Origin of the sequence: Bradyrhizobium sp. URHD0069 (assembly GCF_000701345.1) — a bacterium.
In the GTDB taxonomy this organism is placed as follows: Bacteria; Pseudomonadota; Alphaproteobacteria; order Rhizobiales; family Xanthobacteraceae; genus Bradyrhizobium.
Map to the genome: position 1 here is coordinate 1 of NZ_JNIJ01000057.1, position 23,837 is coordinate 23,837.

Annotated in this window: 29 protein-coding genes; 17 read left to right on the plus strand and 12 right to left on the minus strand. The window is 62.7% G+C overall.

Annotated features, from left to right (window positions below; translation table 11 throughout):
* On the minus strand, nucleotides 1-269 hold a 269-nt coding region (locus tag N554_RS0126885), incomplete at its 3' end, for a transposase (RefSeq protein WP_029586360.1).
* A 216-nt stretch (nucleotides 270-485) separates the two neighbouring features.
* Nucleotides 486-1,430 (minus strand): signal recognition particle-docking protein FtsY, encoded by a 945-nt coding sequence (ftsY, locus tag N554_RS0126890; protein ID WP_029586333.1) that lies wholly within the window; start codon nucleotides 1,428-1,430, stop codon nucleotides 486-488.
* 28 nt (nucleotides 1,431-1,458) lie between these two features.
* On the opposite strand from ftsY, the gene N554_RS0126895 reads away from it, so the two are divergent.
* Nucleotides 1,459-2,181, plus strand: coding sequence for an RluA family pseudouridine synthase (locus N554_RS0126895; RefSeq protein ID WP_029586334.1), 723 nt, complete (start codon nucleotides 1,459-1,461; stop codon nucleotides 2,179-2,181).
* A 141-nt stretch (nucleotides 2,182-2,322) separates the two neighbouring features.
* Here the strand turns inward: N554_RS0126895 and mtaB are convergent, their stop codons facing one another.
* Both mtaB and dapF read right to left on the minus strand, forming a co-directional pair.
* Complete coding sequence (mtaB, locus tag N554_RS0126900; RefSeq protein ID WP_029586335.1) at nucleotides 2,323-3,594, minus strand: tRNA (N(6)-L-threonylcarbamoyladenosine(37)-C(2))-methylthiotransferase MtaB; 1,272 nt, start codon at nucleotides 3,592-3,594, stop codon at nucleotides 2,323-2,325.
* Nucleotide 3,595: 1 nt separating this feature from the next.
* Complete coding sequence (gene dapF / locus N554_RS0126905) at nucleotides 3,596-4,468, minus strand: diaminopimelate epimerase (protein WP_029586336.1); 873 nt, start codon at nucleotides 4,466-4,468, stop codon at nucleotides 3,596-3,598.
* 219 nt (nucleotides 4,469-4,687) lie between these two features.
* Here dapF and N554_RS0126910 point away from each other — a divergent pair, with 219 nt between their 5' ends.
* Complete coding sequence (locus N554_RS0126910; protein WP_029586337.1) at nucleotides 4,688-5,395, plus strand: GyrI-like domain-containing protein; 708 nt, start codon at nucleotides 4,688-4,690, stop codon at nucleotides 5,393-5,395.
* A gap of 5 nt (nucleotides 5,396-5,400) precedes the next feature.
* Nucleotides 5,401-6,102: an SIMPL domain-containing protein gene (locus tag N554_RS0126915; RefSeq protein ID WP_029586338.1), complete on the plus strand. Its 702-nt coding sequence runs from the start codon at nucleotides 5,401-5,403 to the stop codon at nucleotides 6,100-6,102.
* A gap of 167 nt (nucleotides 6,103-6,269) precedes the next feature.
* Here N554_RS0126915 and N554_RS0126920 read toward each other — a convergent pair whose 3' ends face one another.
* Complete coding sequence (locus N554_RS0126920) at nucleotides 6,270-7,346, minus strand: MBL fold metallo-hydrolase (RefSeq protein ID WP_029586339.1); 1,077 nt, start codon at nucleotides 7,344-7,346, stop codon at nucleotides 6,270-6,272.
* A gap of 485 nt (nucleotides 7,347-7,831) precedes the next feature.
* On the opposite strand from N554_RS0126920, the gene ffh reads away from it, so the two are divergent.
* The 8 genes from ffh (at nucleotide 7,832) to N554_RS0126960 (ending at nucleotide 13,840) form a co-directional block, all read left to right on the plus strand.
* A complete protein-coding gene (gene ffh / locus N554_RS0126925) occupies nucleotides 7,832-9,376 on the plus strand; it encodes a signal recognition particle protein (protein ID WP_029586340.1) in 1,545 nt (514 codons plus the stop codon).
* A gap of 134 nt (nucleotides 9,377-9,510) precedes the next feature.
* Complete coding sequence (gene rpsP, locus N554_RS0126930) at nucleotides 9,511-9,846, plus strand: 30S ribosomal protein S16 (RefSeq protein ID WP_029586341.1); 336 nt, start codon at nucleotides 9,511-9,513, stop codon at nucleotides 9,844-9,846.
* A gap of 155 nt (nucleotides 9,847-10,001) precedes the next feature.
* Nucleotides 10,002-10,532, plus strand: a complete 531-nt coding sequence (rimM, locus tag N554_RS0126935) for a ribosome maturation factor RimM (RefSeq protein WP_029586342.1) — start codon at nucleotides 10,002-10,004, stop codon at nucleotides 10,530-10,532.
* A gap of 2 nt (nucleotides 10,533-10,534) precedes the next feature.
* Entirely contained in the window at nucleotides 10,535-11,284 is a 750-nt protein-coding gene (trmD, locus tag N554_RS0126940; RefSeq protein WP_029586343.1) for a tRNA (guanosine(37)-N1)-methyltransferase TrmD, read from the plus strand.
* 115 nt (nucleotides 11,285-11,399) lie between these two features.
* Nucleotides 11,400-11,783: a 50S ribosomal protein L19 gene (rplS, locus tag N554_RS0126945; RefSeq protein WP_029586344.1), complete on the plus strand. Its 384-nt coding sequence runs from the start codon at nucleotides 11,400-11,402 to the stop codon at nucleotides 11,781-11,783.
* 133 nt (nucleotides 11,784-11,916) lie between these two features.
* Nucleotides 11,917-12,051, plus strand: coding sequence for a hypothetical protein (locus tag N554_RS42760; RefSeq protein WP_256378762.1), 135 nt, complete (start codon nucleotides 11,917-11,919; stop codon nucleotides 12,049-12,051).
* 78 nt (nucleotides 12,052-12,129) lie between these two features.
* Complete coding sequence (gene leuC / locus N554_RS0126955; protein WP_029586345.1) at nucleotides 12,130-13,536, plus strand: 3-isopropylmalate dehydratase large subunit; 1,407 nt, start codon at nucleotides 12,130-12,132, stop codon at nucleotides 13,534-13,536.
* Nucleotides 13,537-13,636: 100 nt separating this feature from the next.
* Nucleotides 13,637-13,840 carry a hypothetical protein gene (locus tag N554_RS0126960; protein WP_029586346.1) on the plus strand — a complete coding sequence of 68 codons (204 nt, stop codon included), beginning with the start codon at nucleotides 13,637-13,639 and terminating at the stop codon, nucleotides 13,838-13,840.
* A gap of 89 nt (nucleotides 13,841-13,929) precedes the next feature.
* On the opposite strand, the gene N554_RS0126965 is transcribed toward N554_RS0126960, so the two are convergent.
* The 3 genes from N554_RS0126965 to N554_RS0126975 form a co-directional block, all read right to left on the minus strand.
* A complete protein-coding gene (locus N554_RS0126965) occupies nucleotides 13,930-14,211 on the minus strand; it encodes a hypothetical protein (protein ID WP_051677741.1) in 282 nt (93 codons plus the stop codon).
* A 136-nt stretch (nucleotides 14,212-14,347) separates the two neighbouring features.
* Entirely contained in the window at nucleotides 14,348-14,578 is a 231-nt protein-coding gene (locus N554_RS0126970; RefSeq protein WP_371259527.1) for a hypothetical protein, read from the minus strand.
* Between the two features lie 470 nt (nucleotides 14,579-15,048).
* The gene (locus N554_RS0126975; RefSeq protein ID WP_029586349.1) at nucleotides 15,049-15,384 is read right to left on the minus strand and encodes a hypothetical protein; all 336 of its coding nucleotides are present in this window, start codon (nucleotides 15,382-15,384) and stop codon (nucleotides 15,049-15,051) included.
* Between the two features lie 110 nt (nucleotides 15,385-15,494).
* On the opposite strand from N554_RS0126975, the gene N554_RS0126980 reads away from it, so the two are divergent.
* The 3 genes from N554_RS0126980 (at nucleotide 15,495) to N554_RS0126990 (ending at nucleotide 17,499) form a co-directional block, all read left to right on the plus strand.
* On the plus strand, nucleotides 15,495-15,893 hold the full coding sequence (locus N554_RS0126980) for a metallopeptidase family protein (RefSeq protein ID WP_029586350.1): 399 nt from the start codon (nucleotides 15,495-15,497) through the stop codon (nucleotides 15,891-15,893).
* 90 nt (nucleotides 15,894-15,983) lie between these two features.
* Complete coding sequence (gene leuD, locus N554_RS0126985; protein ID WP_029586351.1) at nucleotides 15,984-16,589, plus strand: 3-isopropylmalate dehydratase small subunit; 606 nt, start codon at nucleotides 15,984-15,986, stop codon at nucleotides 16,587-16,589.
* Nucleotides 16,590-16,707: 118 nt separating this feature from the next.
* Nucleotides 16,708-17,499 carry a hypothetical protein gene (locus N554_RS0126990; RefSeq protein ID WP_029586352.1) on the plus strand — a complete coding sequence of 264 codons (792 nt, stop codon included), beginning with the start codon at nucleotides 16,708-16,710 and terminating at the stop codon, nucleotides 17,497-17,499.
* 82 nt (nucleotides 17,500-17,581) lie between these two features.
* Here N554_RS0126990 and N554_RS0126995 read toward each other — a convergent pair whose 3' ends face one another.
* On the minus strand, nucleotides 17,582-18,322 hold the full coding sequence (locus tag N554_RS0126995) for a hemerythrin domain-containing protein (RefSeq protein ID WP_029586353.1): 741 nt from the start codon (nucleotides 18,320-18,322) through the stop codon (nucleotides 17,582-17,584).
* 247 nt (nucleotides 18,323-18,569) lie between these two features.
* On the minus strand, nucleotides 18,570-19,451 hold the full coding sequence (locus N554_RS0127000) for an HpcH/HpaI aldolase/citrate lyase family protein (RefSeq protein ID WP_029586354.1): 882 nt from the start codon (nucleotides 19,449-19,451) through the stop codon (nucleotides 18,570-18,572).
* 196 nt (nucleotides 19,452-19,647) lie between these two features.
* Between N554_RS0127000 and N554_RS0127005 the strand changes: the two genes are divergently transcribed.
* Nucleotides 19,648-20,298, plus strand: a complete 651-nt coding sequence (locus N554_RS0127005) for a carbonic anhydrase (protein ID WP_029586355.1) — start codon at nucleotides 19,648-19,650, stop codon at nucleotides 20,296-20,298.
* A 66-nt stretch (nucleotides 20,299-20,364) separates the two neighbouring features.
* Here N554_RS0127005 and N554_RS0127010 read toward each other — a convergent pair whose 3' ends face one another.
* Both N554_RS0127010 and N554_RS0127015 read right to left on the minus strand, forming a co-directional pair.
* Nucleotides 20,365-20,931: a TIGR00645 family protein gene (locus N554_RS0127010; RefSeq protein ID WP_029586356.1), complete on the minus strand. Its 567-nt coding sequence runs from the start codon at nucleotides 20,929-20,931 to the stop codon at nucleotides 20,365-20,367.
* 29 nt (nucleotides 20,932-20,960) lie between these two features.
* Nucleotides 20,961-21,995 carry an aspartate-semialdehyde dehydrogenase gene (locus N554_RS0127015; protein ID WP_029586357.1) on the minus strand — a complete coding sequence of 345 codons (1,035 nt, stop codon included), beginning with the start codon at nucleotides 21,993-21,995 and terminating at the stop codon, nucleotides 20,961-20,963.
* Between the two features lie 135 nt (nucleotides 21,996-22,130).
* On the opposite strand from N554_RS0127015, the gene N554_RS0127020 reads away from it, so the two are divergent.
* Complete coding sequence (locus N554_RS0127020; protein WP_029586358.1) at nucleotides 22,131-22,919, plus strand: hypothetical protein; 789 nt, start codon at nucleotides 22,131-22,133, stop codon at nucleotides 22,917-22,919.
* Between the two features lie 160 nt (nucleotides 22,920-23,079).
* Nucleotides 23,080-23,469 carry a hypothetical protein gene (locus tag N554_RS0127025; protein WP_029586359.1) on the plus strand — a complete coding sequence of 130 codons (390 nt, stop codon included), beginning with the start codon at nucleotides 23,080-23,082 and terminating at the stop codon, nucleotides 23,467-23,469.
* Nucleotides 23,470-23,837 lie beyond the last annotated feature (368 nt).

Genomic DNA, 23,837 nt, shown 5'->3' on the forward strand with positions numbered 1-23,837 from the left:
AAGCCGGAGCCGCGCCATTTGTAGAAGTAGTACTGAACCGTCGAACACGGCGGAAAGTCCTTCGGCAGCGCACGCCATTGGCAACCGGCGGTCGCAATGTAGAGGATCGCATTCATGACCGCTCGCAGATTGATCTCACGGGGACGGCCGCGCCGGGATGGCGCAGGCATCAACGGTTCGATCAATTTCCACTCCGCATCCGTGGTGCCGCTTGCATAACGCAGTCCGTCGCGCCGATATTGACGTCGGGTGATTTCAGTCCAACACATGTTGTGCTCCCTCGAGTCTTCGCAAACACGAAGGAATCACAACGGGCTGGAATCACTCAACTTTCTTTTTCGGTCAGGCTCTCAGGATGAGGGAATTGGCTTCTCCCCCATCCTGATGAGGGCATTCCGGTTGGCTTCGCCTCATCCTGATGAAGGCACCCGGTCGGCTTCTGCCTCATCCTGAGGAGCGGCGTAGCCGCATCTCGAAGCATGAGCCTATTCAATCCCTGCGATCGCCTGCGCGAAATCCCGCGCGGTGAACGGCGCGAGGTCGTCGATGCCCTCGCCGACCCCGATGAAGTGCACCGGCAGCTTATGCCTTTCGGCCAAAGCCACCAGGATGCCGCCGCGCGCAGTACCGTCGAGCTTTGTCATGACGAGGCCGGTGACCCCTGCGGTACGATGAAACGCCTCGACTTGCGACAGCGCATTTTGTCCCACGGTGGCATCGAGCACCAGCAGCACTGCGTGCGGCGCCGAGGCATCGACCTTTTTGAGGACACGAACGATTTTTTCCAGCTCGTTCATCAGCTCGGCCTTGTTCTGCAAACGGCCCGCGGTATCAACCAGGAGCACGTCGATCTTTCCATCGCGCGCCGCTGACAGCGCGTTAAAGGCCAGGCTCGCGGAATCCGAGCCCTGCGCGCCCGCAATCACAGGCGATTTGGTGCGCTCGCCCCAGATCTTCAGCTGCTCGATCGCGGCGGCGCGAAAGGTATCGCCGGCCGCCAGCATCACCTTGCGGCCTTCAGCCGAGAGTTTGGCTGCGAGCTTGCCGATGGTGGTGGTTTTGCCCGAGCCGTTGACGCCGACCACGAGAATGACGAACGGCTTTTGCGTGTCCCCGATCACCAGCGGCTTCGCTACCGGCGCCAGAACTTTCTCGACCTCGGTCGCGACCACGGTCTTCACTTCATCGGCCGTGATCGTCTTGTCGTAACGGCCGACGCCGACCGCGGCGGATATGCGCGCCGCCACCTCGGTTCCCAAATCGGCACGCAGCAGCACATCCTCGATGTCCTCGAGCATCGCGCGGTCGAGCTTGCGCTTGGTGACGAGATCGGCCACCGCCGAGCCGAGCGAACTCGACGTGCGCTTCAGGCCGCCGGTCAGCCGTTGCCACCAGCTCAGCTTTGTCTTTTCTGGAATGGTATCGTTCATGTCGGGGGTGTGTTAGCGGTTTCGCGCCATGAGCGAAAGTCTCGAAGGTTTGATCGAAGTTCCCGAATTGACCGGAGACGAAATTCTGTCCCGCGTGCTCTACCGCGACGGGCTGATGCTGGTGATCGACAAGCCCGCGGGCCTGCCGGTGCATCGCGGCCCCAAGGGCGGCGCCAATCTGGAATCCTCCTTCGACGCGCTGCGTTTCGGGCTGCCGCGTCCGCCGGTTCTCGCCCACCGGCTTGACCGCGACACCTCCGGCTGTCTGGTGCTGGGACGCCATCGCAAGGCGACGGCGTCGCTGGGCCTGTTGTTCAAGCATGGCAGGATTTCCAAAACCTACTGGGCGGTGGTCGAAGGCGGCCCGGCCGAAGATGAAGGCACCATCGACATGCCGCTCGGCCGCCTCAATGCCGAGCGCGGCTGGTGGCAGAAGCCCGATCCGGAAGGGCAATCGGCGGTCACCAACTGGAAAGTGCTGGGGCGCGGCGAAGGCGTCACCTGGCTGGCGCTCGAACCGGTCACCGGCCGGACCCATCAATTGCGGGTCCACTGCGCCGCCATGGGCTGGCCGATCGTCGGCGACAACATTTACGGCAACGGTCCACGCTTTGGCGAACCGCGCCTGCATCTGCACTCCCGCGAGATCGTCATTCCAATTTCGAAGAACAAGGACCCTGTGCGCGTGGTCGCGCCGGCGCCGACGCATCTGCATGAGCGGCTGAGAGCGTGCGGCTGGAATGGGGAGTAGGAGCGCGAGACAACCCGGCAATCGTCATCATCCGCGAAAGCGGATGATCCGGTGTTCCAGAGCAGTTGGTGGCTAATCACCAAAGCCGCGGCGTACTGGGTCGCCCGGCCGGGCGATGACAGGGGTGAGGCGAAGCGCGCCTCATACCGTCAGCCGCCCGCCATCATTCCCGGTGATCGCCAGCGCCCGCACTGCGCCGGACGTTTCACCGCTAATGGCGACGGGAATAAAATGCTCGGTGCGGCCCTGCCTGTCACTCTCGATCAGAACCTGGCGTGTCGCGCCGATCTCCGATGTCAGCCGCCTTTGAAGCGCCGCCTCTCCCGTCGCCCGCAATCGCCTCGCGCGTTCCCTGATCTTGTCGCCCGCTACCTGTGGCATCCGGGCTGCCGGCGTGCCCGGCCGCGGTGAATAGGGAAATACATGCAGGAAGGTGAGACCGCACTCCTCCACCAGTTCCTGCGAGCGGGCGAACATCTCCTCGGTCTCGGTCGGAAAGCCCGCGATGACGTCGGCACCGAACGCGACGTCCGGCCGCAGCCGACGCACCTGCGCGCAAAATTGTATAGCGTCGGCGCGCGAATGCCGCCGCTTCATCCGCTTCAAAATCAGATCGTCGCCGGACTGCAGCGACAGATGCAGATGCGGCATCAAACGTTCGTCCTCCGCGATCACGTCGAGCAGATCGCGATCCACTTCAATCGAATCGATCGACGAAATCCGCAACCGCTGCAATTCCGGGACGTGCCGCAAGATCTGCTTGCTCAGCATGCCGAGCTTCGGCGCGCCCGGCAGATCCGCGCCGTAGCTCGTCAGATCGACCCCGGTCAGCACGATCTCGGCGTGGCCCCGCTCGACCAGGGCGCGGACCTGCTCGACCACCGCGCCCATTGGCGCCGAGCGCGAATTACCGCGGCCATAGGGGATAATGCAAAACGTGCAGCGGTGATCGCAGCCGTTCTGCACCTGCACGAATACCCGCGGCAGGCCTTTCCCGAATCCTTCCAGGAGATGCGGCGCCATCTCCCGGACCGCCATGATATCCGCGACCGCAATTTTCTCACTCCGTGAGATGCCGAACCTGGCGGCGACGTCGAGCGCCGTGCGCGTATCGCGCCAAGCCTCGCCGTGCATCTTTTCGTCATTGCCGAGAACGCGGTCGACCTCGGGCATGCCTGCGAACATCTCGGGCTGGGTCTGCGCCGCGCAGCCGGTGACCACGATCCGGGCTTCCGGCCGTTGGCGTTTCAGCCGCCGGATCGATTGCCGCGCCTGCGCTACGGCTTCATTGGTGACGGCGCAGCTATTGATGACGATGGTCTGCGTGAGCCCGGCACTCTCGGCCTCGCGGGCGATCACTTCGGATTCGAAGGCGTTGAGACGGCAGCCAAAAGTGACGACGTCGACGCTCATGTCAGGCGACGGACGCAAACAGCGCCGGATCGAAGCGGCCTTCATACTCAAACGTCGCCGTCCCCGTCATCAAAACGTGGTCGTCACCGTGGCGCCATTCGATCGAAAGTTCGCCGCCGGGCAGCGATATCTGCACGATGCGGTTGGCGCGCTTCAGCCGCGCCGCCGCGACGGCCGTGGCGCAGGCCGCCGAACCGCAGGCCTTGGTCAGCCCCGCGCCACGCTCCCAGGTGCGGATCGTGATGTGGTCGCGGTCCACGATATGCGCCAGCGTGATATTAGCGCGCTCGGGGAAGATCGGATGATTTTCCAGTAGCGGCCCGAATCGCGCGAGATCGTAGGCGTCGACATCCTCGACCCAGAAGATCGCATGCGGATTGCCCATGCTGACCACGGACGGCGTGTGCAGCACCGGCGCGTCGATCGGGCCGATCTGCAGCTCGATCGAGCGGGTGTCGCGAAACTCCTCCGCGAGCGGAATGTCTTTCCAGCCGAACTTCGGCGGGCCCATGTCGATGGTGTAGAGATCGCCTGATGGCCCCTGCCAGCAATTCAACAGGCCGGCTTTGGTCTCGAAAGTGACCGCGGTCTGGCCGGTTTTCTCGAATAGCTGGCGCACCACGCAACGCATGCCGTTGCCGCAGGCAGCCGCCTCGGAGCCGTCATTGTTGTAGATGCGGACAAAGGCCTCGGTGCCCTTAAGCCGCGGCGGCTGCAGCACCATCAGCTGGTCGTAGTGCACGCCCGCCGGTGAGGCCACCGCGCGCGCTTCGTCCGCCGTCACCACAGCGGGCTTGTCGCGCAGATCGACCACGACGATGTCGTTGCCGATCCCGTTCATCTTGACAAACGTGTGGTTGGCGAGCGCGCTCATGGAATTTCCCGATTGGTGTTGCCTTATATGGCCAATGATGGCGGATTGGCCAGTGCGGTGAATTTGTGACCGGGCCTGTCACCGCGCAGGCCCATGACGTATCTGTCATGGGACGAAATCTCATCTCGCGTGTTAACGTCATGATGTTGTGCATTTTGCCAGGCCTGATCCGGACAGGCCACGAAACGCAGTTGCCGCACGGCCTATGGGGACACCTGAATGAATTGTAGTAGCTTTTTCCGCCTCGCCATCATCGCGCTGATCCCGATCGCGGCGGTAGCCTGGGGTGGCGCCGCGCTGGCGCAAGCGCCTGCTCCTGCGGCGACACCGGCGCCTGCCGCATCAGCGACGCCCGCTCCCACGGCGACCCCGGCTCCCGCAGCCAGCCCTTCGCCTGCTCCCGCGGCCCCGCCTACGGCTGCCGAGACGCCGACGACGCCCCCGGCTGCCGCGCCGGTTCAGACCGCCGATCCGTTCGGCGAGCAGATCACGCTGGAGCCGAAAACGGCCGTCATCCTGAGGGGCACCGCCAACTGGGATTCGGCGTTCGACAGCCTGATCGATTCGTTCAAGTCGTTGTTGGCGTTGCTCGACAAGCAGGGCATCAAGCCCGCGGGCAATCCGATGATCGTTTACACCTCCACCGACGATACCGGCTTCACCTATCTGGCTGAAATTCCGGTCGAGCAGGATCCGAAGAACCTGACCAAGGACATGAGTATCGGCAAGTCGCCCGAGGGCAAGGCGTTGAAATTTGTCCATCGCGGTTCCTACGACAACATGGACAACACCTATGAGGCCATCACCAATCACCTCGACGACAAGAAGCTTGAAGCCAAGGACACTTTCGTCGAGGAATACATGACCGATCCTCTGAAGACCGCGGAGGACAAGCTGGTCATCAACGTCTATGTGCCGCTAAGGTGAGGCTTATGAAGCATCGCGCGCCGCTTGCGGCCATCCTTGCGGGCAGCCTGCTCGCCGCGCCAGCGCTGGCCCAGACGACGCCGCCTTCGATGATTTCCGTCACCGGCGAGGCCACCGTATCGGCGGCCCCCGATCTGGCGCAGATCGATGCCGGCGTGACATCGGAGGCCAAAACCGCGCGCGAGGCGTCTGACGCGAACAACGCGGCGATGGGCAAGGTGCTGCTGGCGCTGAAGGGCGCCAGCATCGACGAGAAGGATTTCCAGACCTCGCGGCTGTCGCTGCAGCCGCAGATCGCGCCGAACCGCTCGGGGCCCACCTCGATCGTCGGCTACCGCGCCAGCAATCACGTCAGCATCCGGCTTCGCGATGTCACCAAGGTTGCCAGCGTGATCGATACGCTGGTGAGCGCGGGCGCCAACGATCTCGGCGGCATCAATTTCACGGTATCACAGGCGTCGAAATTGCTTGATGAGGCCCGCGAACAGGCGATCGCCGATGCCCGCCGCAAGGCCGAAATCTACGCGAAAGCCGCCGGCGTCACACTCGGCGCGCCGTTTAGCATTTCGGAAGGAGGTGGACCCGGCCCGATCCCCTATCGCAAAATGGCGGCCGGCATGGCCGCGTCGACGCCGGTGGCCCAAGGCGAAGAGACGCTTCAGGTCACGGTCAGCGTGTCCTGGGCGATCAAACAGAAAGAGCAGTAGTTCTCAGCCAAGTAGTTCTTAGCCAAGTAATTCTTAGCCAAGTACTGCCTCATCCTGAGAGGAGCGCGGCCTTTGGCGCGCGTCTCGAAGGATGCAGATGAGGCCTCCATGGTTCGAGACAGCGCTAAAGCGCCTCCTCAGCATGAGGGATTAGAAGCAACCGCGCCCTATATCTCCACCACCTGCCCCGGCTTCAGCGCGGCAAAACGTTCGCGCGGGATGTTCTTCTCGTCGAGGGCCGTATGTAACGCGATCACCGGCGCGTCGATGGCCTCATCGGTCAACTGAAACGTGCCGTGGTGATGCGCCAGCGCCTGCGCTGCGCCGCAATCGGCCAAAGCCTTTACCGCGTCCGACGGGTTCATGTGCTGGTCCCGCATGAACCAGCGCGGCTCATAGGCGCCGATCGGGAGGATCGCCAGCCGCAACGGGCCATGCGCCTCTGCCACACGACGGAAATGCTTGCCCTCGCCGTAGCCGGAATCGCAGACGATGTAGATCTTGCCAGCCGGCGTCTCCAGCACAAAACTAGCCCACAGCGCCTTGTTGCGGTCGAACAGTCCGCGCGCCGTCCAGTGCCGCGTCGGCACCAGTGTCACCGCGATGCCGTTGCCAAGTTCGACGCGGTCGTGCCAGTCGAACCCTTCGGCGCGAACGGCGTCGTCGGCGCCGCGCATGGTGAGATCGTTGCCAAGCGGCGTGATCACCCGCGGCGCGAATTTCGCGGCGAGCTGTGACAAGGTCGCGACGTCGAGATGATCGTAATGGCCGTGCGACACCAGCGCGACATCGATCGGAGGCAGCGCGTCGAACGCAATGCCCGGATCGTTGCAACGCTTCGGGCCGGCCCAGCTGACCGGCGAGGCGCGCGCCGACCACATCGGATCGATCAAAATGTTCAGGCCTGATGTCTGGATCAGCCAAGAGGCGTGGCCGACAAACGACAATCGGACCTGCTTGCCGGCGACGCGCACCGGCGGCGTGTCGGCGTGCGGGCTCGGTGCCCATACGGGCCAGGCCTGCCGCTGCCTGCCGGGGCCGAACTGCCAGCGCAGGACCTCGCCGAGCGACTTCGGCGGCACGCCGTCGGGGTCGAAAAAATGCCGGCCATCGAAATGGTCGGACACCGGCCCGGAATAGGTTTTCGTTCGGTAAATCCAGACCGCTGGCGCGCCGATGACGGCGGCCGCGCCTGCGAGCAACCCAACAAAACCTTTAAGCAGACGACGGCGGGTGACTTTCATGTCCCGATTGGCCTCAAAAACCTCTGCTTCGGCAAGGGGTAAGCGGATCGGCGAAATTCACGAAAACGCCATTTTGCCGCGAGTTTCCTTGACTTTTAGGGGCTGCGAGGGTTTAACCGCGCCGATCATCGGAAAGACGTTCTTTTCGACCCGCCGCCCGGCCCTCGAGACCGGAGGTCAACGCCCGACAGCGCGATGCGCCCTCGGGCGCAAAAGTGTTTGGAATGTTGTTCTAGCCCGGTCGCGAGGACACATAATAAGCCCGTCGTCACCCGCAAAAAGCTGGTGACCAGTATCCCAGAGCGTCGCGATTGAGCCGCGAAGCTTCGGAATACTGGCTACCCCGCTTTCGCGGTTAAGGAAGCAAAGACCTCATCCTGAGGAGCCGCGAAGCGGCGTCTCGAAGGATGGGCCGCGATACACCAATTCACCCTTCGACACGCAGGCAGCGCCTGCTCCCAGGGTGAGGCAACAGGAAGAAACTCGTGTTCGACAATCTGTCGGAAAAGCTTGGTGGCATTCTCGACCGGCTGACGCGGCGCGGTTCGCTGACGGAAGCCGACGTTGACGCCGCGATGCGCGAGGTGCGCCGCGCGCTGCTTGAGGCCGACGTCTCGCTCGACGTCGTCAGAAGTTTCACCGAAAAAGTCCGCGAGCAGGCGATCGGCGCCACCGTGGTCAAATCGGTGACCCCCGGCCAGATGGTGGTGAAGATCGTCCACGACGAACTGATCGCCACGCTCGGCTCCGAGGGCCAGACCATCGATCTCAACGCCGTGCCGCCGGTCGCGATCATGATGGTCGGCTTGCAGGGCTCCGGCAAAACCACCACGACCGCCAAACTTGCCCGCCGCCTGACCCAGCGCGACAAGCTCAAGGTGCTGATGGCTTCGCTCGATATCTACCGGCCGGCGGCGATGGAACAGCTCGCGGTGCTCGGGCGTGACCTCGATATCCAGACGTTGCCGATCGTCGCCGGCCAGAAGCCCGCGCAGATTGCCAAGCGCGCGCTGGAAGCCGGAAGGCTCGGCGGCTACGACGTAGTGCTGCTCGACACCGCCGGCCGCACCACGCTCGACGAAGAGATGATGGCGGAAGCCGCCGAGATCAAAACATCAGCCAATCCGCACGAAGTGCTGCTGGTCGCGGACTCCTTGACCGGCCAGGACGCGGTCAATCTCGCGCGGTCCTTCGACGAGCGCGTCGGCCTCACCGGCATCGTGCTGACGCGGGTCGACGGCGACGGCCGCGGCGGCGCCGCGCTGTCGATGCGCGCGGTTACCGGCAAGCCGATCAAGCTGATCGGCACCGGTGAAAAAACCGAAGCGCTGGAGGATTTCCACCCGAGCCGGATCGCGGGGCGAATACTTGGCATGGGCGACGTGGTGTCGCTGGTCGAGAAGGCCGCCGCCAACATCGACGCGGAGAAGGCCGCACGCGTCGCCGAGAAGATGCGCAAGGGCCAGTTCGATCTTTCCGATATGCGCGAACAATTGCTGCAGATGGCGAATATGGGCGGCATCAGCGGGCTGATGGGCATGATGCCCGGCATCGCCAAGATGAAAAACCAGATCGCCAACGCGGGGCTCGACGACAAAATCCTCAAACGTCAGGTCGCGGTGATCGATTCGATGACGCGGCAGGAGCGCAAGAGCCCCGATATCCTCAAAGCCAGCCGCAAGAAGCGCATCGCCGCCGGCGCCGGCGTCAAGGTCGAGGAGGTCAACAAGCTCCTGAAGATGCACCGGAACATGGCCGACATGATGAAGGCCATGGGCTCGGGCAAGCGCGGCCCGATGGCCGGCATTGCACAGGCGATGGGTTTTGGCGGCGGCATGCCGTCGCCCGAACAGATGAAGGCGCTGGCCGAAAAAATGCCCGGCGGTGCAGGACCGGGCGGCATGCCCGCGCTGCCGAAGGATCTTCCCGCCGGACTCCGCTCCGGCCTGCCGAATTTGCCCGGACTTACGGGATTGAGCGGCAAGCCGACCTTGCCGGGCCTCGGCGGCTTTCCGGGAAAGAAGAAATGACCTCATTTGTCATTGCGAGCCAATGGGTCGGCGCAAAGCGTCGCTTCGCTGCTTGCACTGACGAGAACTCACGCCGCGGGCTAACTCCCCCGAATTCCTCTCACGTTACTTTTCGAACTCATCAGGAGAACTAAATGTCAGTCGTCATCCGCCTCGCCCGCGCAGGCACCAAGAAGCGCCCGGTCTATCACGTCGTCGTCGCCGACTCGCGGTTTCCGCGCGACGGCCGCTTCATCGAGCGCCTCGGCCATTTCAATCCGCTGCTGCCGAAGGACAACGAAGCGCGGCTGAAGCTCGACATGGACAAGGTCAAGGCCTGGCTCGCCAAGGGCGCGCAGCCGTCGGATCGCGTGTCGCGTTTCCTCGATACCGCCGGCGTGGCCAAGCGCGCCCCGCGCAACAATCCGGAAAAGGCCGTGCCGCGCAAGGAGCGCAAGGCCAACGCCGAAGCCGCCGCCAAGTCGGCGTAAGGGCGACGGATGAACCCGGTCCCATGCTGCGAGACGCACGGCTTTTGCCGTGCTCCTCAGCATGAGGAGTCAGTGCCTCATCCCTGCGTAACAACTTCGCCGTTATCGCTGGAGGGGTGCGCTCTTGCGCACGTCTCGAAGGATGAGACCAGCTGATGCCCACCTCGCAAGTTTGCGTCGCCCGGATCGGCGCCGCGCATGGCGTGCGCGGTGCGGTGAAGCTGTGGACCTTCACCGAGGACCCGCTTGCCGTGAAGCGCTATGGACCGCTTCTGACCAAGGATGGCGCGCGCCAGTTCGAGGTGACGCACGCACGCGAGGCCAAGGGCCATCTGGTCGCGACGCTGAAGGGCGTCGCAACCCGCGAGGAGGCCGAACGCCTCAATGGGGTCGAGCTCTACATTGCGCGCGAGAGGCTGCCGGCGACGAGCGAAGATGAATACTACCACGCCGACCTGATCGGGCTCGCCGCCGAGACTGCCGCGGGCCAGCCGCTCGGCCGGGTCATCGCGATCCACAATTTCGGCGCCGGCGATATCATCGAAATCGCGCCGCCGCACGGCGCCACGACGCTGCTGCCGTTCACCAATGCCGTGGTGCCATCCGTCGATCTCGCGGGCGGACGCGTGGTAATCGAATTGCCTGATGAGATCGAAGGCGACAATCCGACCGATGCGGACGCTTGAGCATGGCTGCCGAGACAAAGACCTGGCGCGCGACCGTGCTGACGCTGTTTCCGGAGATGTTCCCGGGTCCGCTCGGCGTCAGCCTTGCGGGCAAGGCGTTATCGTCCGGCCTCTGGGCGCTCGAGGCCCGCGACATCAGGGATTCGGCCACTGACCGTCACCGCAGCGTCGACGACACCCCGGCCGGCGGCGGCCCCGGCATGGTGCTGCGCGCCGACGTGCTGGCACGCGCCATCGATGCCGCAGAACTATCCGCCGATCGGCCAAGGGATCGGCCAAGGCTGCTGATGAGCCCGCGAGGTCGGCCATTGACCCAGTCCCGGGTCGTGGAACTCGCCGCTGGCCCCGGACCCCTGGTCGTCTGCGGGCGATTCGAGGGCATCGACCAGCGGGTCATCGAGGCCCGCCAGCTCGAGGAAGTCTCGATCGGCGATTATGTGCTGTCGGGGGGCGAAATCGCAGCCATGGCCCTGATCGATGCCTGTGTCCGGCTGCTGCCGGGTGTCATGGGAAAGCCTGATTCCGGCGCCGACGAGAGCTTTTCGCACGGGCTACTGGAATACCCGCAATATACCCGCCCGCAGGAGTTCGAGGGCCAGCCGATTCCGGACATCCTGCTCTCGGGAGACCATGCCCGGGTCGCGGCCTGGCGGCAGGCCGAAGCCGAGGCGCTGACGCGGGCGCGGCGGCCTGATCTCTGGGCAGCCAGGACCAAGGACCAAAAACGGCCAAAACGCCCGACGGATGGGTGACAAGGCGCGGTCTTTGCCGTATACGAGCGCCAAATCCGCGCAATGGCAGGATAAACGAACACCCGCGCAGCCCGCGCCTGACAGGCTGGGGCGCGCCGCCGATGGAGATTTTGCGATGAACCTCATTCAACAGCTCGAAAAAGAGCAATTCGAGAAATTGTCCGCCGGCAAGGAGATTCCGGAATTCGGGCCCGGCGACACCGTGATCGTCAACGTCAAGGTGGTCGAAGGCGATCGCTCGCGCGTACAGGCCTATGAGGGCGTGTGCATCGGCCGCTCCGGCGGCGGGCTCAACGAGAGTTTCACGGTGCGCAAGATTTCCTACGGCGAAGGCGTGGAACGCGTCTTCCCCGTGATGTCGCCGATGATCGACTCGATCAAGGTGGTGCGCCGCGGCAAGGTGCGCCGCGCCAAGCTGTATTACCTGCGCAATCTGCGCGGCAAGTCGGCCCGCATCGTCGAGAAGAAGACCGATCGCGCCACCGCCGTCGGCGAGTAAATCCCGTTGCAGAGAGTTTAACGAAAAGCGCGGGCTCACCCCGCGCTTTTTTGTTGCGGTATGCCTATGTGCGCATAGTCGGTCACCCATCGATTGACTGTCGCGACGTCTGGCGCTGTGCTAGAAATTTAAAATGGTTGCAGATCAGACCAGCATCGCGTGCGAGCTCGCCGGACGAATCGTCATCGACGATCGCCGCCGCCTGCCCGGCCGCTTCTTTGGACGGTTCACGACCTCGGCGACTTCAAGGCTTGCGCGCGCGCTTTGAGGCCGCGCTGACGTTTGCTTGAATTGGCGCGTAACCGCGCTTAACGCTCACGCAAGATACTCTTTGGAGCTGACGCTCATGTCCAAACCGACCACGCTGTACGACAAAATCTGGAACGATCATCTGGTTCACGAGGCCGACGACGGCACCTGCCTGCTCTATATCGATCGCCATCTCGTCCATGAGGTGACCTCGCCGCAGGCCTTCGAAGGTTTGCGCGCCGCAGGGCGAAAAGTTCGCGCGCCGGAGAAGACGCTGGCAGTGGTCGACCACAACGTTCCGACCACCGATCGCAGCAAGCCCAATCCCGATCCGGAATCCAGCGAGCAGATTCGCGTGATGGCGGACAACGCCAAGGAATTCGGCATCGAATATTACAACGAATTCGACAAGCGTCAGGGCATCGTGCACGTCATCGGCCCCGAGCAGGGTTTTACGCTGCCCGGCACCACCATCGTTTGCGGCGATAGCCACACCTCGACGCACGGCGCGTTCGGCGCGCTGGCGCACGGCATCGGCACTTCCGAGGTCGAGCACGTGCTGGCGACGCAAACCCTGATCCAGAAAAAAGCCAAGAACATGCGCGCTGTCGTCGACGGCAAATTGCCGGAAGGGGTGACGGGAAAAGACATCATTCTCGCCATCATCGGCGAGATCGGCACCGCGGGCGGCACTGGCTACGTGCTGGAATATGCCGGCGACGCCATCCGCGCGCTGTCAATGGAAGGCCGCATGACCGTCTGCAACATGTCGATCGAAGGCGGCGCCCGCGCCGGCCTGATCGCGCCGGATGAAAAGGCCTTCGAATTTCTGAAGGGCCGCCCGATGTCGCCGAAAGGCGAAACCTGGGACGCTGCGATGCGCTACTGGGAAACATTGCGCAGCGACGACGGCGCGCATTTCGATCACGAGATCAGGCTGGACGCGGCAAAGCTGCCGCCGATCGTGACCTGGGGCACCTCGCCGGAAGACGTGGTGTCGATCACCGGCGTGGTGCCCGATCCCGACAAGATTACCGATGAAGCCAAGCGGCTCTCCAAACACCGCGCGCTGAATTACATGGGCCTGAAGGCCGGCACCAAAATCACCGACATCAAGCTCGACCGCATCTTCATCGGCTCCTGCACCAACGGCCGGATCGAGGATCTGCGCGCGGCGGCGAAGGTGATTGCCGGCAAGACCGTCAACGGCAATCTCAATGCCATGATCGTGCCGGGCTCGGGCCTTGTGAAGGAGCAGGCGGAAGCCGAGGGCCTCGACAAGATTTTCATCAAGGCCGGATTCGAATGGCGCGAGCCGGGCTGCTCGATGTGCCTGGCGATGAATCCCGACAAGTTGTCGCCGGAAGAGCGCTGCGCCTCGACCTCGAACCGCAATTTCGAGGGCCGCCAAGGATTTAAGGGCCGCACCCATCTGGTTTCGCCGGCAATGGCAGCCGCCGCGGCGATCGCCGGGCACTTCGTCGATATCAGGGAGTGGCGGTAGCGCGCTGTTGTTTCAACCTCGAGGCATCCGCGAAGCAAGTCGTTAAGTACTTGGGAGCAGACTGCACGGCTTAAGGCGAGGCATTTCGCAGGAGCGAGCCGTGGCCAATAAACCTGACTACGTCGATATGATCGGCGAGGCGACGCGCCAGGCCCGGCGCAGGGTGATGCCGCGCGTCGTCGCACCCGAGGTCAAGGAAAAATCGCATCTCAGCCACTGGCCGCCGGATCGGTGGCAGCAATGGCGGCTGGAGACGCTCACGCCGTGGAAGCTTAGATCCTGGAAATTCAAGAACTGGGATTAAGCGCGGCAACACTTTTTTGCGGCAGATACAAACCAGGCGCCTTTCGGGGGGGCCGATTTAGTTCAGTATCGCCTGGCGAAGACCCGCAGTTACCACCACGGGCCGACCCTGTATCCGAAGCCGCCCGGGAATGGCGCCGGCGCGTAACGCGGGGCGATGTAGTACGGATAAGGCCGATAATAGTAAGGCCGCTTGTAATAATAAGGCCGGTAGTGCCGGTGGCGGTGTCGCGCGCTCAGGTCCGTCGCTTCGGAAATGTCAGTTGCAATTGCACCGGCCTTCGGCGAAGCCGCTGCGGCCAGGTCGATCGACGCTGGGCCGGCGAGCGCGAACGCTCCCACAACGGCTACTGCACCCATCAATGTCTGCATGGCAGGCTCCTCAAAATTTCTTAAGGGCGCTGACAACGCACGGCGTGCGCGCGGGTTTCATGCGATATCACGGCTCGCAAAAACAAGCCCGCACCGCGGGCCTGTTTCGGTTAGCGCGCGGCAGAATAGCGCGATATCACCAGCGGTGCCAATGCCGCCAATGGTGGCGATGATGCCAATGATGCCGATGATAGCGATGATGCCGATGATGCCAGCCGCGCCAATGCACTTCGGTCACCTGGCTGGAATGATCCTGAACGGCCGCGGCGGCGCCGGGGTTGCTCAGCGACAGCGCCTGAGCGCGCTCAGTTGGCGCGGCCAGCATCAGCAATGCGCCGACGGCGGCAAGCCCCAGAACTCTCGTCATGCTCATCTGTATCCTCTCTCTAAGTCATCGGTGTCACGTCGCTTCACTGCAACGCGGATCGAAAAGCTAGAGTGAGCGACGTGAATGTGATGTGAATAGTTGCGCCTCATAGATGAATGCGAATCGCCAACCGGTTCCTGGCGCCGACAACGCCATCAAACGCGCAACTTTTCAAAACCGTCATAGACTGTCGCGCGCATCTTCTGAAAGCACCTCGCCACAGCAGATTGCCACAGCAGATTCATGGCCGCGCCTCGAACAGGGAATCGCACTTCACGCGTCGCCGGGCACATCAACGACGGTCACCTCGTTATGGGCTAACGCGGGCGTTCGCATCCCGAGGTCCCGGCACAAGCCCGGGCGCCGCAAGCCGCTTCACGCAGCCGGTAATGGCCGTCATCGTGTGTGGAACATCGGCGCTGTTGGCGCAGCGGACTGATGCGCGGGGGCGCGCCGCCGCTTACGCCGGTCTAGCCGCGGCGCCAGTAGCAGCTCATGCGCGGCACGATCACGGTGCCACTCGGCCGGAATTCCTGGACATAAGTTGCGGTGCAGTCCCGCACCGCATTGGGGCCGGGATCATACCGGGGATAGATGTCGGGTTCCCATTCGGAGCGCGGATAGACGCGCAGGCGCGTCGGCGGCCGTCTGACGCGGCGCTGTGCGGAGGCTTCGCTGGCAATGGACGGCGATGCCTGCGCGGTCCGCATTCCCTGCTGGACGCCTTGCGCGCTCGCGCCGGCCGCGGGCAAACCAAAAGTACCCGCAAGCGCAACCAATATGGCCGCCGTTCTGATCCGCGTCATAGGGGCTCATCCAAAGCTGTCATGGGCCGCAACGTCTCCGATTGCCGCGCCAACGTCAACTGCGCGCAAATTCCTGTGCGCGATAGCGAAACACGCGCTAAACAGGCGGAATGTGGACAACCGCGAAAGCGCCCTCGCTTGCCGAAATGGAAGCCATGGCGCACGAGATTTTCGAACGCCTGCCGAAGGGCTTTCGCGATCTGTGCGAGGGCGTGATCATCCGCGTCGACGATTTCCCGACCGACGAGGTTCTCGAGGAGATGAAGGCGGAAAGCGAATTCGACCTGCTCGGCCTGTTCCAGGGCATCGGCCTGCCATTTCGCAGCAATGACGACATCGCGCGGCTGCCCAACATGGTTTGGCTCTATCGCCGCCCGATCCTCGATTACTGGGCCGAACATGAGGAGTCGCTGGGCCATATCGTCCGTCACGTGCTGATTCACGAGATCGGCCATCATTTCGGCCTCTCCGACGACGACATGGAGGCAATCGAGGCCGCCGCGGATTAGGGACAAATTGCCCTTTTACGGCGGCCACATTCGCGATAAACCAACCGCGAAAACGCTTTTTCGCCAATTCCAACCGAAGAAATGCGATCGATGGACAAGTTCACCACGCTGGAAGGCGTCGCGGCGCCCCTAAAGATCATCAATGTCGACACCGACATGATCATCCCGAAGCAGTATCTGAAAACCATCAAGCGCACCGGCCTTGGCAAGGGGCTGTTTTCGGAACAGCGCTACAACGACGACGGCAGCGAGAACCCGGATTTCATCCTCAACAAGCCGGCCTACCGCAACGCCAAGATTCTGGTCGCCGGCGATAATTTCGGCTGCGGGTCGAGCCGCGAACACGCGCCCTGGGCGCTGCTCGATTTCGGCATCCGCTGCGTGATCTCGACCTCGTTCGGCGATATTTTTTACAACAACTGTTTCAAGAACGGCATTCTGCCGATCCGTGTCACCCAGGAAGACCTCGACAAACTGTTCGACGACGCCGAACGCGGCGCCAATGCGACGCTGACCGTCGACCTCGCCAGCCAGGAAATCCGCGGCCCCGACGGCGGCACGGTGAAATTCGAGATCGATCCGTTCCGCAAGCACTGCCTGATCAACGGCCTCGACGACATCGGTCTGACGATGGAGAAGCAGGGCTCGATCGACGCTTACGAGAGCAAGGCGAAGACCGCGCGCGCCTGGGCCTGAACTCATTTTCGAGCCATTTCGGTTCTGATTGCATCGAGGCTCCATCCTTTTGTTTGACGCGTTTTCCTCATGCGAACCGCTGTCCCCTTCGCTCGAAAACGCTTTCCAGAGGTGACGCATGCGACCCGACGTCGTCACCTTCTGGCACGGCCCGCTCGATGCGCTGAGGCTGACGTGCCTGCGGTCGCAGGTCGCGGCGGGTCACAAGGTCACCGTCTATAGTTTCGAGCCGCTCGCGCAATTGCCCGATGGCGTTGGCAACGCCGAGGCCGAAGCGATCCTGCCGCACGCGTTCTCCGAGAAACTGCGGCCGCCCCAACCGGACGGCACGTGGCGCGATTGGACCATTTTGCAGTTCAGCGATTTTTTCCGGATGCGACTGATGGGGCGCAACGCCGGCCTGTGGCTCGACGCCGACGTGCTGTTGCTGAAGCCGGTCGAGATCGATTTAACAAAGCCCTATTTCGCCTGGGAGCGGCGGCATCAGCTCGGCAATTCAGTTCTTTATCTGCCCTCCGACGATCCCATCGTGGTGGCGTTCGAGGACCTGATGGAGCAGGAAGAACTGACGCCGGACTGGCTGGCGCTACGGCATCGTCTGACGTTCATGTTGCGCAAGCTGCGCGGCGGATCGAACCGTCTCTCCGATATTCGGGTTGCAATCTATGGGCCGGCGGCGCTGACCGCGCTCGCTCGGCGCGCCGGCGCCCTGAACTACGCTCTGCCGAAAAAATCGTTCTATGCGGTTCATGCCGAACCAAAACTGTTCTTCGAACGAGCGGATTTCTCCGCGCTGATCGGCGATCCCGAAATCGTCGGGCTTCACATTTCGCCGAAAGGCCGCGGCAGCGCGCCGCCTCTGGCCGGCAGCCTGTATGCCTGGGCGGCGAAGCGGTTTGGGGTGTCCTAGACTTACCCGCCCCTGCAGCGGAGGCAAGCCATGCCCTGTTCGATCTACCGCAACGACGCTCCCCACCATTGGGCATTCGTTGTCACCCGCGCGGCGTGAACTGATTCAGTTCGTGGATGCCCATCGCTTGTTCGATACCCGCTACGCGCTGGGCCATCTTTTCGAATCCATCCTCCCCGAACAACTGGTGCTCTTTCTTTTCGAAATCCTCCGCCATGGCGTCGTACTCATGCGGGGAAACAAGGCCTTTGAGTTTGGGAAACAGATCGGTGTCCTCGCGCGCGGCATGCGGGCGATACATGACGATGAATGATTGCATTGCCCCGATCAATTGCCGGCGGTCGTCGCCATCGCGGCGGCCGCTCGGCGCGAGCCGCAAGATCGTTTCGGTCACGCGCCGACCGGCCTGATGTTGCTGCAAAAGCGTATCAACAAGATCGACCATTTTGCCGGCCCGCTTGAAGCGCGGGAAGACATGGTCTTCCTCGGTTTTCTCGTGGTAGTTGTTGATGAAATCGCGAATGATCTCGGCGGATTGCGCGATGAGCGCCGGATCGAAATCTTCATTTGCCGAAAACTTCCGTATCCCCGCCTCGTAACAAAGCAGCACACGGTCCAGCACGCCGGGTTCGCGCATCAGGTCCTCGGGTGGAGTTATTTCTCCACCCTTCTTGCCGGCGGCCACATCCTTGAGCTTCTTCTTCTCCTGGCCGGAGGCCGGTGTGATGATGAGGGCGGGCGCAAGCGCGGAGACGATTATGCCGGCGCCGGCCGCGCTCGCGACGCAGGCCAGCTGGCGTCTGCTCCTGTCGATTTCGGTCATGGCGAGCCTCCTTCACAGGTTCCGAGAGTCGCAATCGGCGCATACCGGCTTCGACGATTGCTGCCGTCAACGGCGGATCTCCATGATCGGTTCCGAGATTACGGTCGCTGGATGATCGAGCGCGCAGTACCGTCGAGCGGTTCTTCAACGGGATCAAGCAAATGTCGTATCGCCGCTCGCCTGCGAGAAACCCGCAGCCGGCTATCCCGGCTTGATCAAGCTGCCTGCTCCGCGCCGCTAGCCACGCCTATGGATGGCCGATTGCCGCGATGGCGTCCGCAATCGCAATCGTGCGCTTTGCCATCTCGGCGTGCAGGCGCTCGACCATCTGACCGTCGAGACTGATCGCGCCGCGCGTGGCGTTCTCCGGCCGTGCAAACGCCGCGATGATCTTGCGGGCTTGCGCAATCTCCTCCGCGGGCGGCGTGAAGATCGCGTTGCAGGCCTCGATCTGGCCCGGGTGGATCAGCGTCTTGCCGTCGAAGCCGAGATCGCGACCCTGCGCACATTCCAGCGCAAAGCCGTCGACATTGCTGAAGTCGCTGTAGGGTCCATCGAGAATTTCGAGGCCATAAGCACGGGTCGCGAGAATGCAATGCGTGATCAGCGGCAGCATGGCCGCGCGGCCCGGCTGCATTCGGATCCGCGTCTCGCGTGAAATGTCGTTCGGCCCGAACACAAAGCCCTCGAGCCGCGTCTCGGAATCCCGCGATGCCGCCGCGAGTTCCTCGGCGTGCAGCACCGCACGCGCGGTCTCGATCATCGCCCAGACCCTGATCGATGTATCGGCGCTGATGTCGCTGAGGCGATCGGCGATCGCGATCAGATCCTTCACGCTGGAGATTTTCGGCACCAGAATGCCACCGGGCCGCGCCTTGCCGGCCATATCGAGGTCATCGATCCACCACGGCGAATCCAGCGCGTTGACGCGGACCAGGACCTCGCGTTTGCCGAAGCCGCCTCTGGCAATCGCTTGCGCGATCTGGTCGCGCGCCATGGCCTTGGCATCCGGGGCTACCGAATCCTCGAGGTCAAGGATGATGCCGTCGACCGGGAGATTGCGGGCTTTTTCCAGAGCACGCGAATTCGATCCGGGCATGAACAACAGGCTGCGGCGCGGACGGATCATGGATTGGTTCCTTTGGAATTTCGTGCCCCACGCGACAAATCCGGCTCGCCTTCGTCAAGTCGGATTCACGGTAGCTTGTCATTTGAGCGTGATCTTATCGGAAAACCGGGGCCCACTCCTCCGGATCATGCTCTAACATTTCAGCCGTTCGTCCGAAAGGCTTGTTCCCGGCGGCAGCCTATGGTTAGCCACTGCCATGGCATCGTTCCCGCAACATCTACTCGAAGGCTACCAAACATTCACCTCGCAGCGGCTGCCCACCGAGCAGTCGCGCTATCGCGAACTGGCCCAGCGCGGCCAGTCGCCTGAGGTGATGGTGATCGGCTGCTGCGATTCCCGCGTGTCGCCGGAGGTGATCTTCGACGCCGGCCCCGGCGAATTGTTCGTGGTGCGCAACGTCGCCAATCTGGTGCCGGTCTATGCGCCGGATGGCGGCGCGCATGGCGTCTCGGCGGCGCTGGAATATGCAGTTCGGGTGCTGCGGGTAAAGCACATCGTGGTGCTCGGCCACGCGCAATGCGGCGGCATCCGCGCCTTCATCGACAATATCGCGCCGCTGTCGCCCGGCGATTTCATCGGGCGGTGGATGTCGATGTTTATCAAGCCGGGCGAGAAGGTCGGACAGCGCGACCACGAGACGATGCAGGATTTCACCGTCCGGATCGAAAAGGCCGCCGTGTTCCGAAGCCTGGAAAACCTGATGACATTTCCGTTCGTGCGCACGCTGGTCGAGCGTGGCGAGATGAACTTGCATGGCGCCTATTTCGGCGTCGCCGAGGGTTCCTTGTTCGTGCTCGACCAGGCGGCGAAGGAATTTCGCAGCGTGCGGGAGCAGGTGGGCGAATAGCGAGTGGCGAATAGCGAATACGGAAAATTTCCATTTCGCTATTGGCCACTCACCATTCTCCAATCCCTAATGGGCCGCCTTGTCGCCGTTGCCGTGATCGCCGCCCCAGCGGTCCGACAGCGCCAGTACCAGCGTCGAGACCACGAACATCAAATGCACCGCAACCAGCCAGCCCAGCTTCTGGGCGTCGAAGGCGGAGTCGATATTCATGAACGCCTTCAAGACCTGGATCGCCGAAATCGCCACGATCGAGCCGAGCAACTTCTGCTTGAGCCCGCCGAAATCGACCTTGGTCATCCACTCCGGCCAATCCGGATGACCGCGCGGATCTATACGCGAGACGAAATTTTCGTAGCCCGAGAACACCACGATCAGGATCAAATTTCCGGTCAGCGAGATGTCGATCAGGCTGAGCACGCCGAGGATGATGTCGGACTCCTTGGAGCCCGGGGCATGGACGACGAACTCCCACAACACCATGAAGAATTTTAGCATCAGCACCGCGAGGCTGATGACGAGGCCGAAATAGAACGGCGCCATCAGCCAGCGGCTGTTGAACAACACGCTCTCAAATCCCCGCTCGACGCGTTTCAGCGAAGGATTGGCCTGATAGGGAGCCGACGGTTCAGTCATCGCGCTTGCGGCTCCCGCGTTTCAAATTTTCACGCCGCTTTCTTCTTGGCGCTGATCAGCTTGCGGTTGATCAGGCATTCTGCGATCTGGACCGCGTTCAGCGCGGCACCCTTGCGCAAATTGTCAGACACGCACCACAGCACGAGGCCGTTATCCACGGTGGGGTCGGTACGGATGCGGCTGATATAGGTGGCGTCCTCGCCGGCGGCCTCATAGGGCGTGACGTAGCCGCCGGGCTCGTGCTTGTCGATCACCAGGCACCCCGGCGCGTTGCGCAGGATGTCGCGCGCCTCATCGACCGAGATCGGCTTCTCGAACTCGATGTTGACCGCTTCGGAATGGCCGACGAACACCGGTACCCGGACGCAGGTCGCGGTGAGCTTGATTTTGGGATCAAGAATCTTCTTGGTCTCCATCATCATCTTCCACTCTTCCTTGGTGTAGCCGTCCTCCATGAACACGTCGATCTCGGGGATAACGTTGAAGGCGATACGCTTGGCGAATTTCTTGTTGATCAGTTCGCTGTTGGTGTAGACCGCCTTGGTCTGCGAAAACAGCTCATCCATGGCGTCCTTGCCGGCGCCCGAGACCGATTGATAGGTAGCGACCACCACGCGCTTGATCGTGGCGCGATCATGCAACGGCTTCAGCGCGACGACGAGCTGCGCGGTCGAGCAGTTCGGATTGGCGACAATGTTCTTCTTGACGAAGCCCGCCACCGCATCCGCATTGACCTCGGGCACGATCAGCGGCACGTCCGGATCCATGCGCCACGCCGACGAGTTGTCGATCACGACCGCACCAGCGGCGCCGATCTTCGGCGACCATTCCTTCGACACCGCGCCGCCCGCCGACATCAGGCAGATATCGACGTCGCTGAAATCGTAATGTTCGAGCGCTTTGACTTTCAGGGTACGCTCGCCATAGGACACTTCGACGCCCGTGCTGCGGCGTGACGCCAGCGCCACCACCTCGTCAGCCGGAAATTTGCGTTCGTCCAGAATGTTGAGCATTTCCCGCCCGACATTGCCGGTCGCTCCGACCAGCGCGACTTTGTAACCCATCGTTCACTCTCCGAAGAAAAATGCCTCACCCCGCGGCTCGCGGACAGGGAAGGAGCAGCGCTTCTATGCGAGAAACGGGCTTAAGACAACGCTAGTCCGCGTTTGAGCGTTCAGTGCGATCGTTTCGGGCCACCCGTGCCAATTCACATTAATCCGACCCAAATCCATCCGGCGCTGACCAGCTTCGCCGACGAATGCTGGGGTATGCTGGCGCACCTCATTGCCTATGTGGGTGCTCTGGCGTTGCTTGCCATCGGCGGCATCCATCTTTGGGATCAATTGCCGATCGGCGAACCGGACGAGCCTTCGGTCAGGGCGGGCTGGAGCGTGGCTGCGCGCTCATATCCGGCATTTGCCGTCAGCCGGATCGATTTGCCCGAAAAAACAGAGACCTACGAGATCCTTCGGCACCCCGAGGGTGGTCGCAAGGATGTCTTGCGCTGGGCGGCCCAAGGCCAAAAACCGGTTGCAGAGCTGGAAATCTATCGCCCGGGCGGTGAATTCTTCAGCCAACCGTTACCTGCCGCGGCCGAAATCGCCGCGCGAATGGAGCTTCCGGCTGGGCGCGAGCTGGAAGCGGCGGGCGTCATCGACAGCAAATTCGGCACGGTGACGCTGCTTCGCCTTGCTGGCAGCGCTGATGGGGCGCGATCGTGTCTTGGCTTCGTCAAACGTCTCGACGAGCCCAATCTGCGGATTTCGGGCTGGTCCTGCCAGGGCGACGCCTTGCCGGCCCGGCGCGCCGCGATCGCCTGTATTCTGAACCGGCTGGTGCTGCTAACGGCCGGAAACGAGCCGAAACTGGCCGAATTATTCGCCCGCGCCGAGCTGAGGCGGGGCAGTTGCGCTGCCTCCGCTGCGCCAGCGATACCGGCGGATTGGGTAAGCGGAGCGGAAAATCCGCGGCTGCGCGGCATGCTGTAATCGGGCGGTACTGCAAGACCTTGGTTTTCATGAAATTTTTTCGCCTTGCGCCGCATTATTGTTCTGCGGTGTGGCCCAATTGACCTAGTGACGATATACCCACGGCAGGTAAGATGGCTGCAAATCGGAAAATGGCGGTCCGGCCGCCTATGAGGACGCGATGACCCGAAAACTCCCTGCTGCGACCAAGCTCGCGGTGTTGTTTGCTGCGGCCGCCGCCGTCGTGATCAGCTTCGACACGACACCGGCAAATGCGCAATCCAAGCGCCAGCAGTATGACAACCGCGGCCGTCCCTATTACGGCGCGAACGGTCCCAACCGTTCCTATCAGCAGGGGCCGAATACCCGCGTCTACATCACCACCCGCTCGTGGCTCGATGCCGGCACCGAAGTGCTGCCGGGCGACCGCAAGTTCACCGACTATGCCTTCCCGTCTCCGTTCGGGTACCCAACGTTCGGGCGCGAGAACCTGAACCGCCCGATTGACCGGCAGCCGCTGAACCCGCCGTCAGATCTCGGGGGCGAGCCGACCAAATTCCCGCTCTATTGATTTTGACGAGCACTCGCGATCCGTCGTCCCGGCGAACGCCGGGACCCATATGTGGACGGCCCCCGTGCCACAAGAGTTCTTCAGGGTCTGATCGGATCGCTTGCATCCATATGTCCGGCCTGTTGATGCGGTGTGTTTTAGACCGCTGGCCAAGATGGTTTCCGCGACGCGAGCTCCAAACAGCCTCACGACCTTTCTTCGGCCAATGGGTCCCACGGACTGTCTCGCACCTCGGATCGATCGATCCTACCATCTGCTCCCCTCTTGCAGCTCCGGCTCAACCGGTGTGGCGAACGCCGACCGGCCGATCTCTCAAGCGGCGACTGCCGATGCGTCAAGCATCCGCGCGCCATCGTAACTTTCGCCCG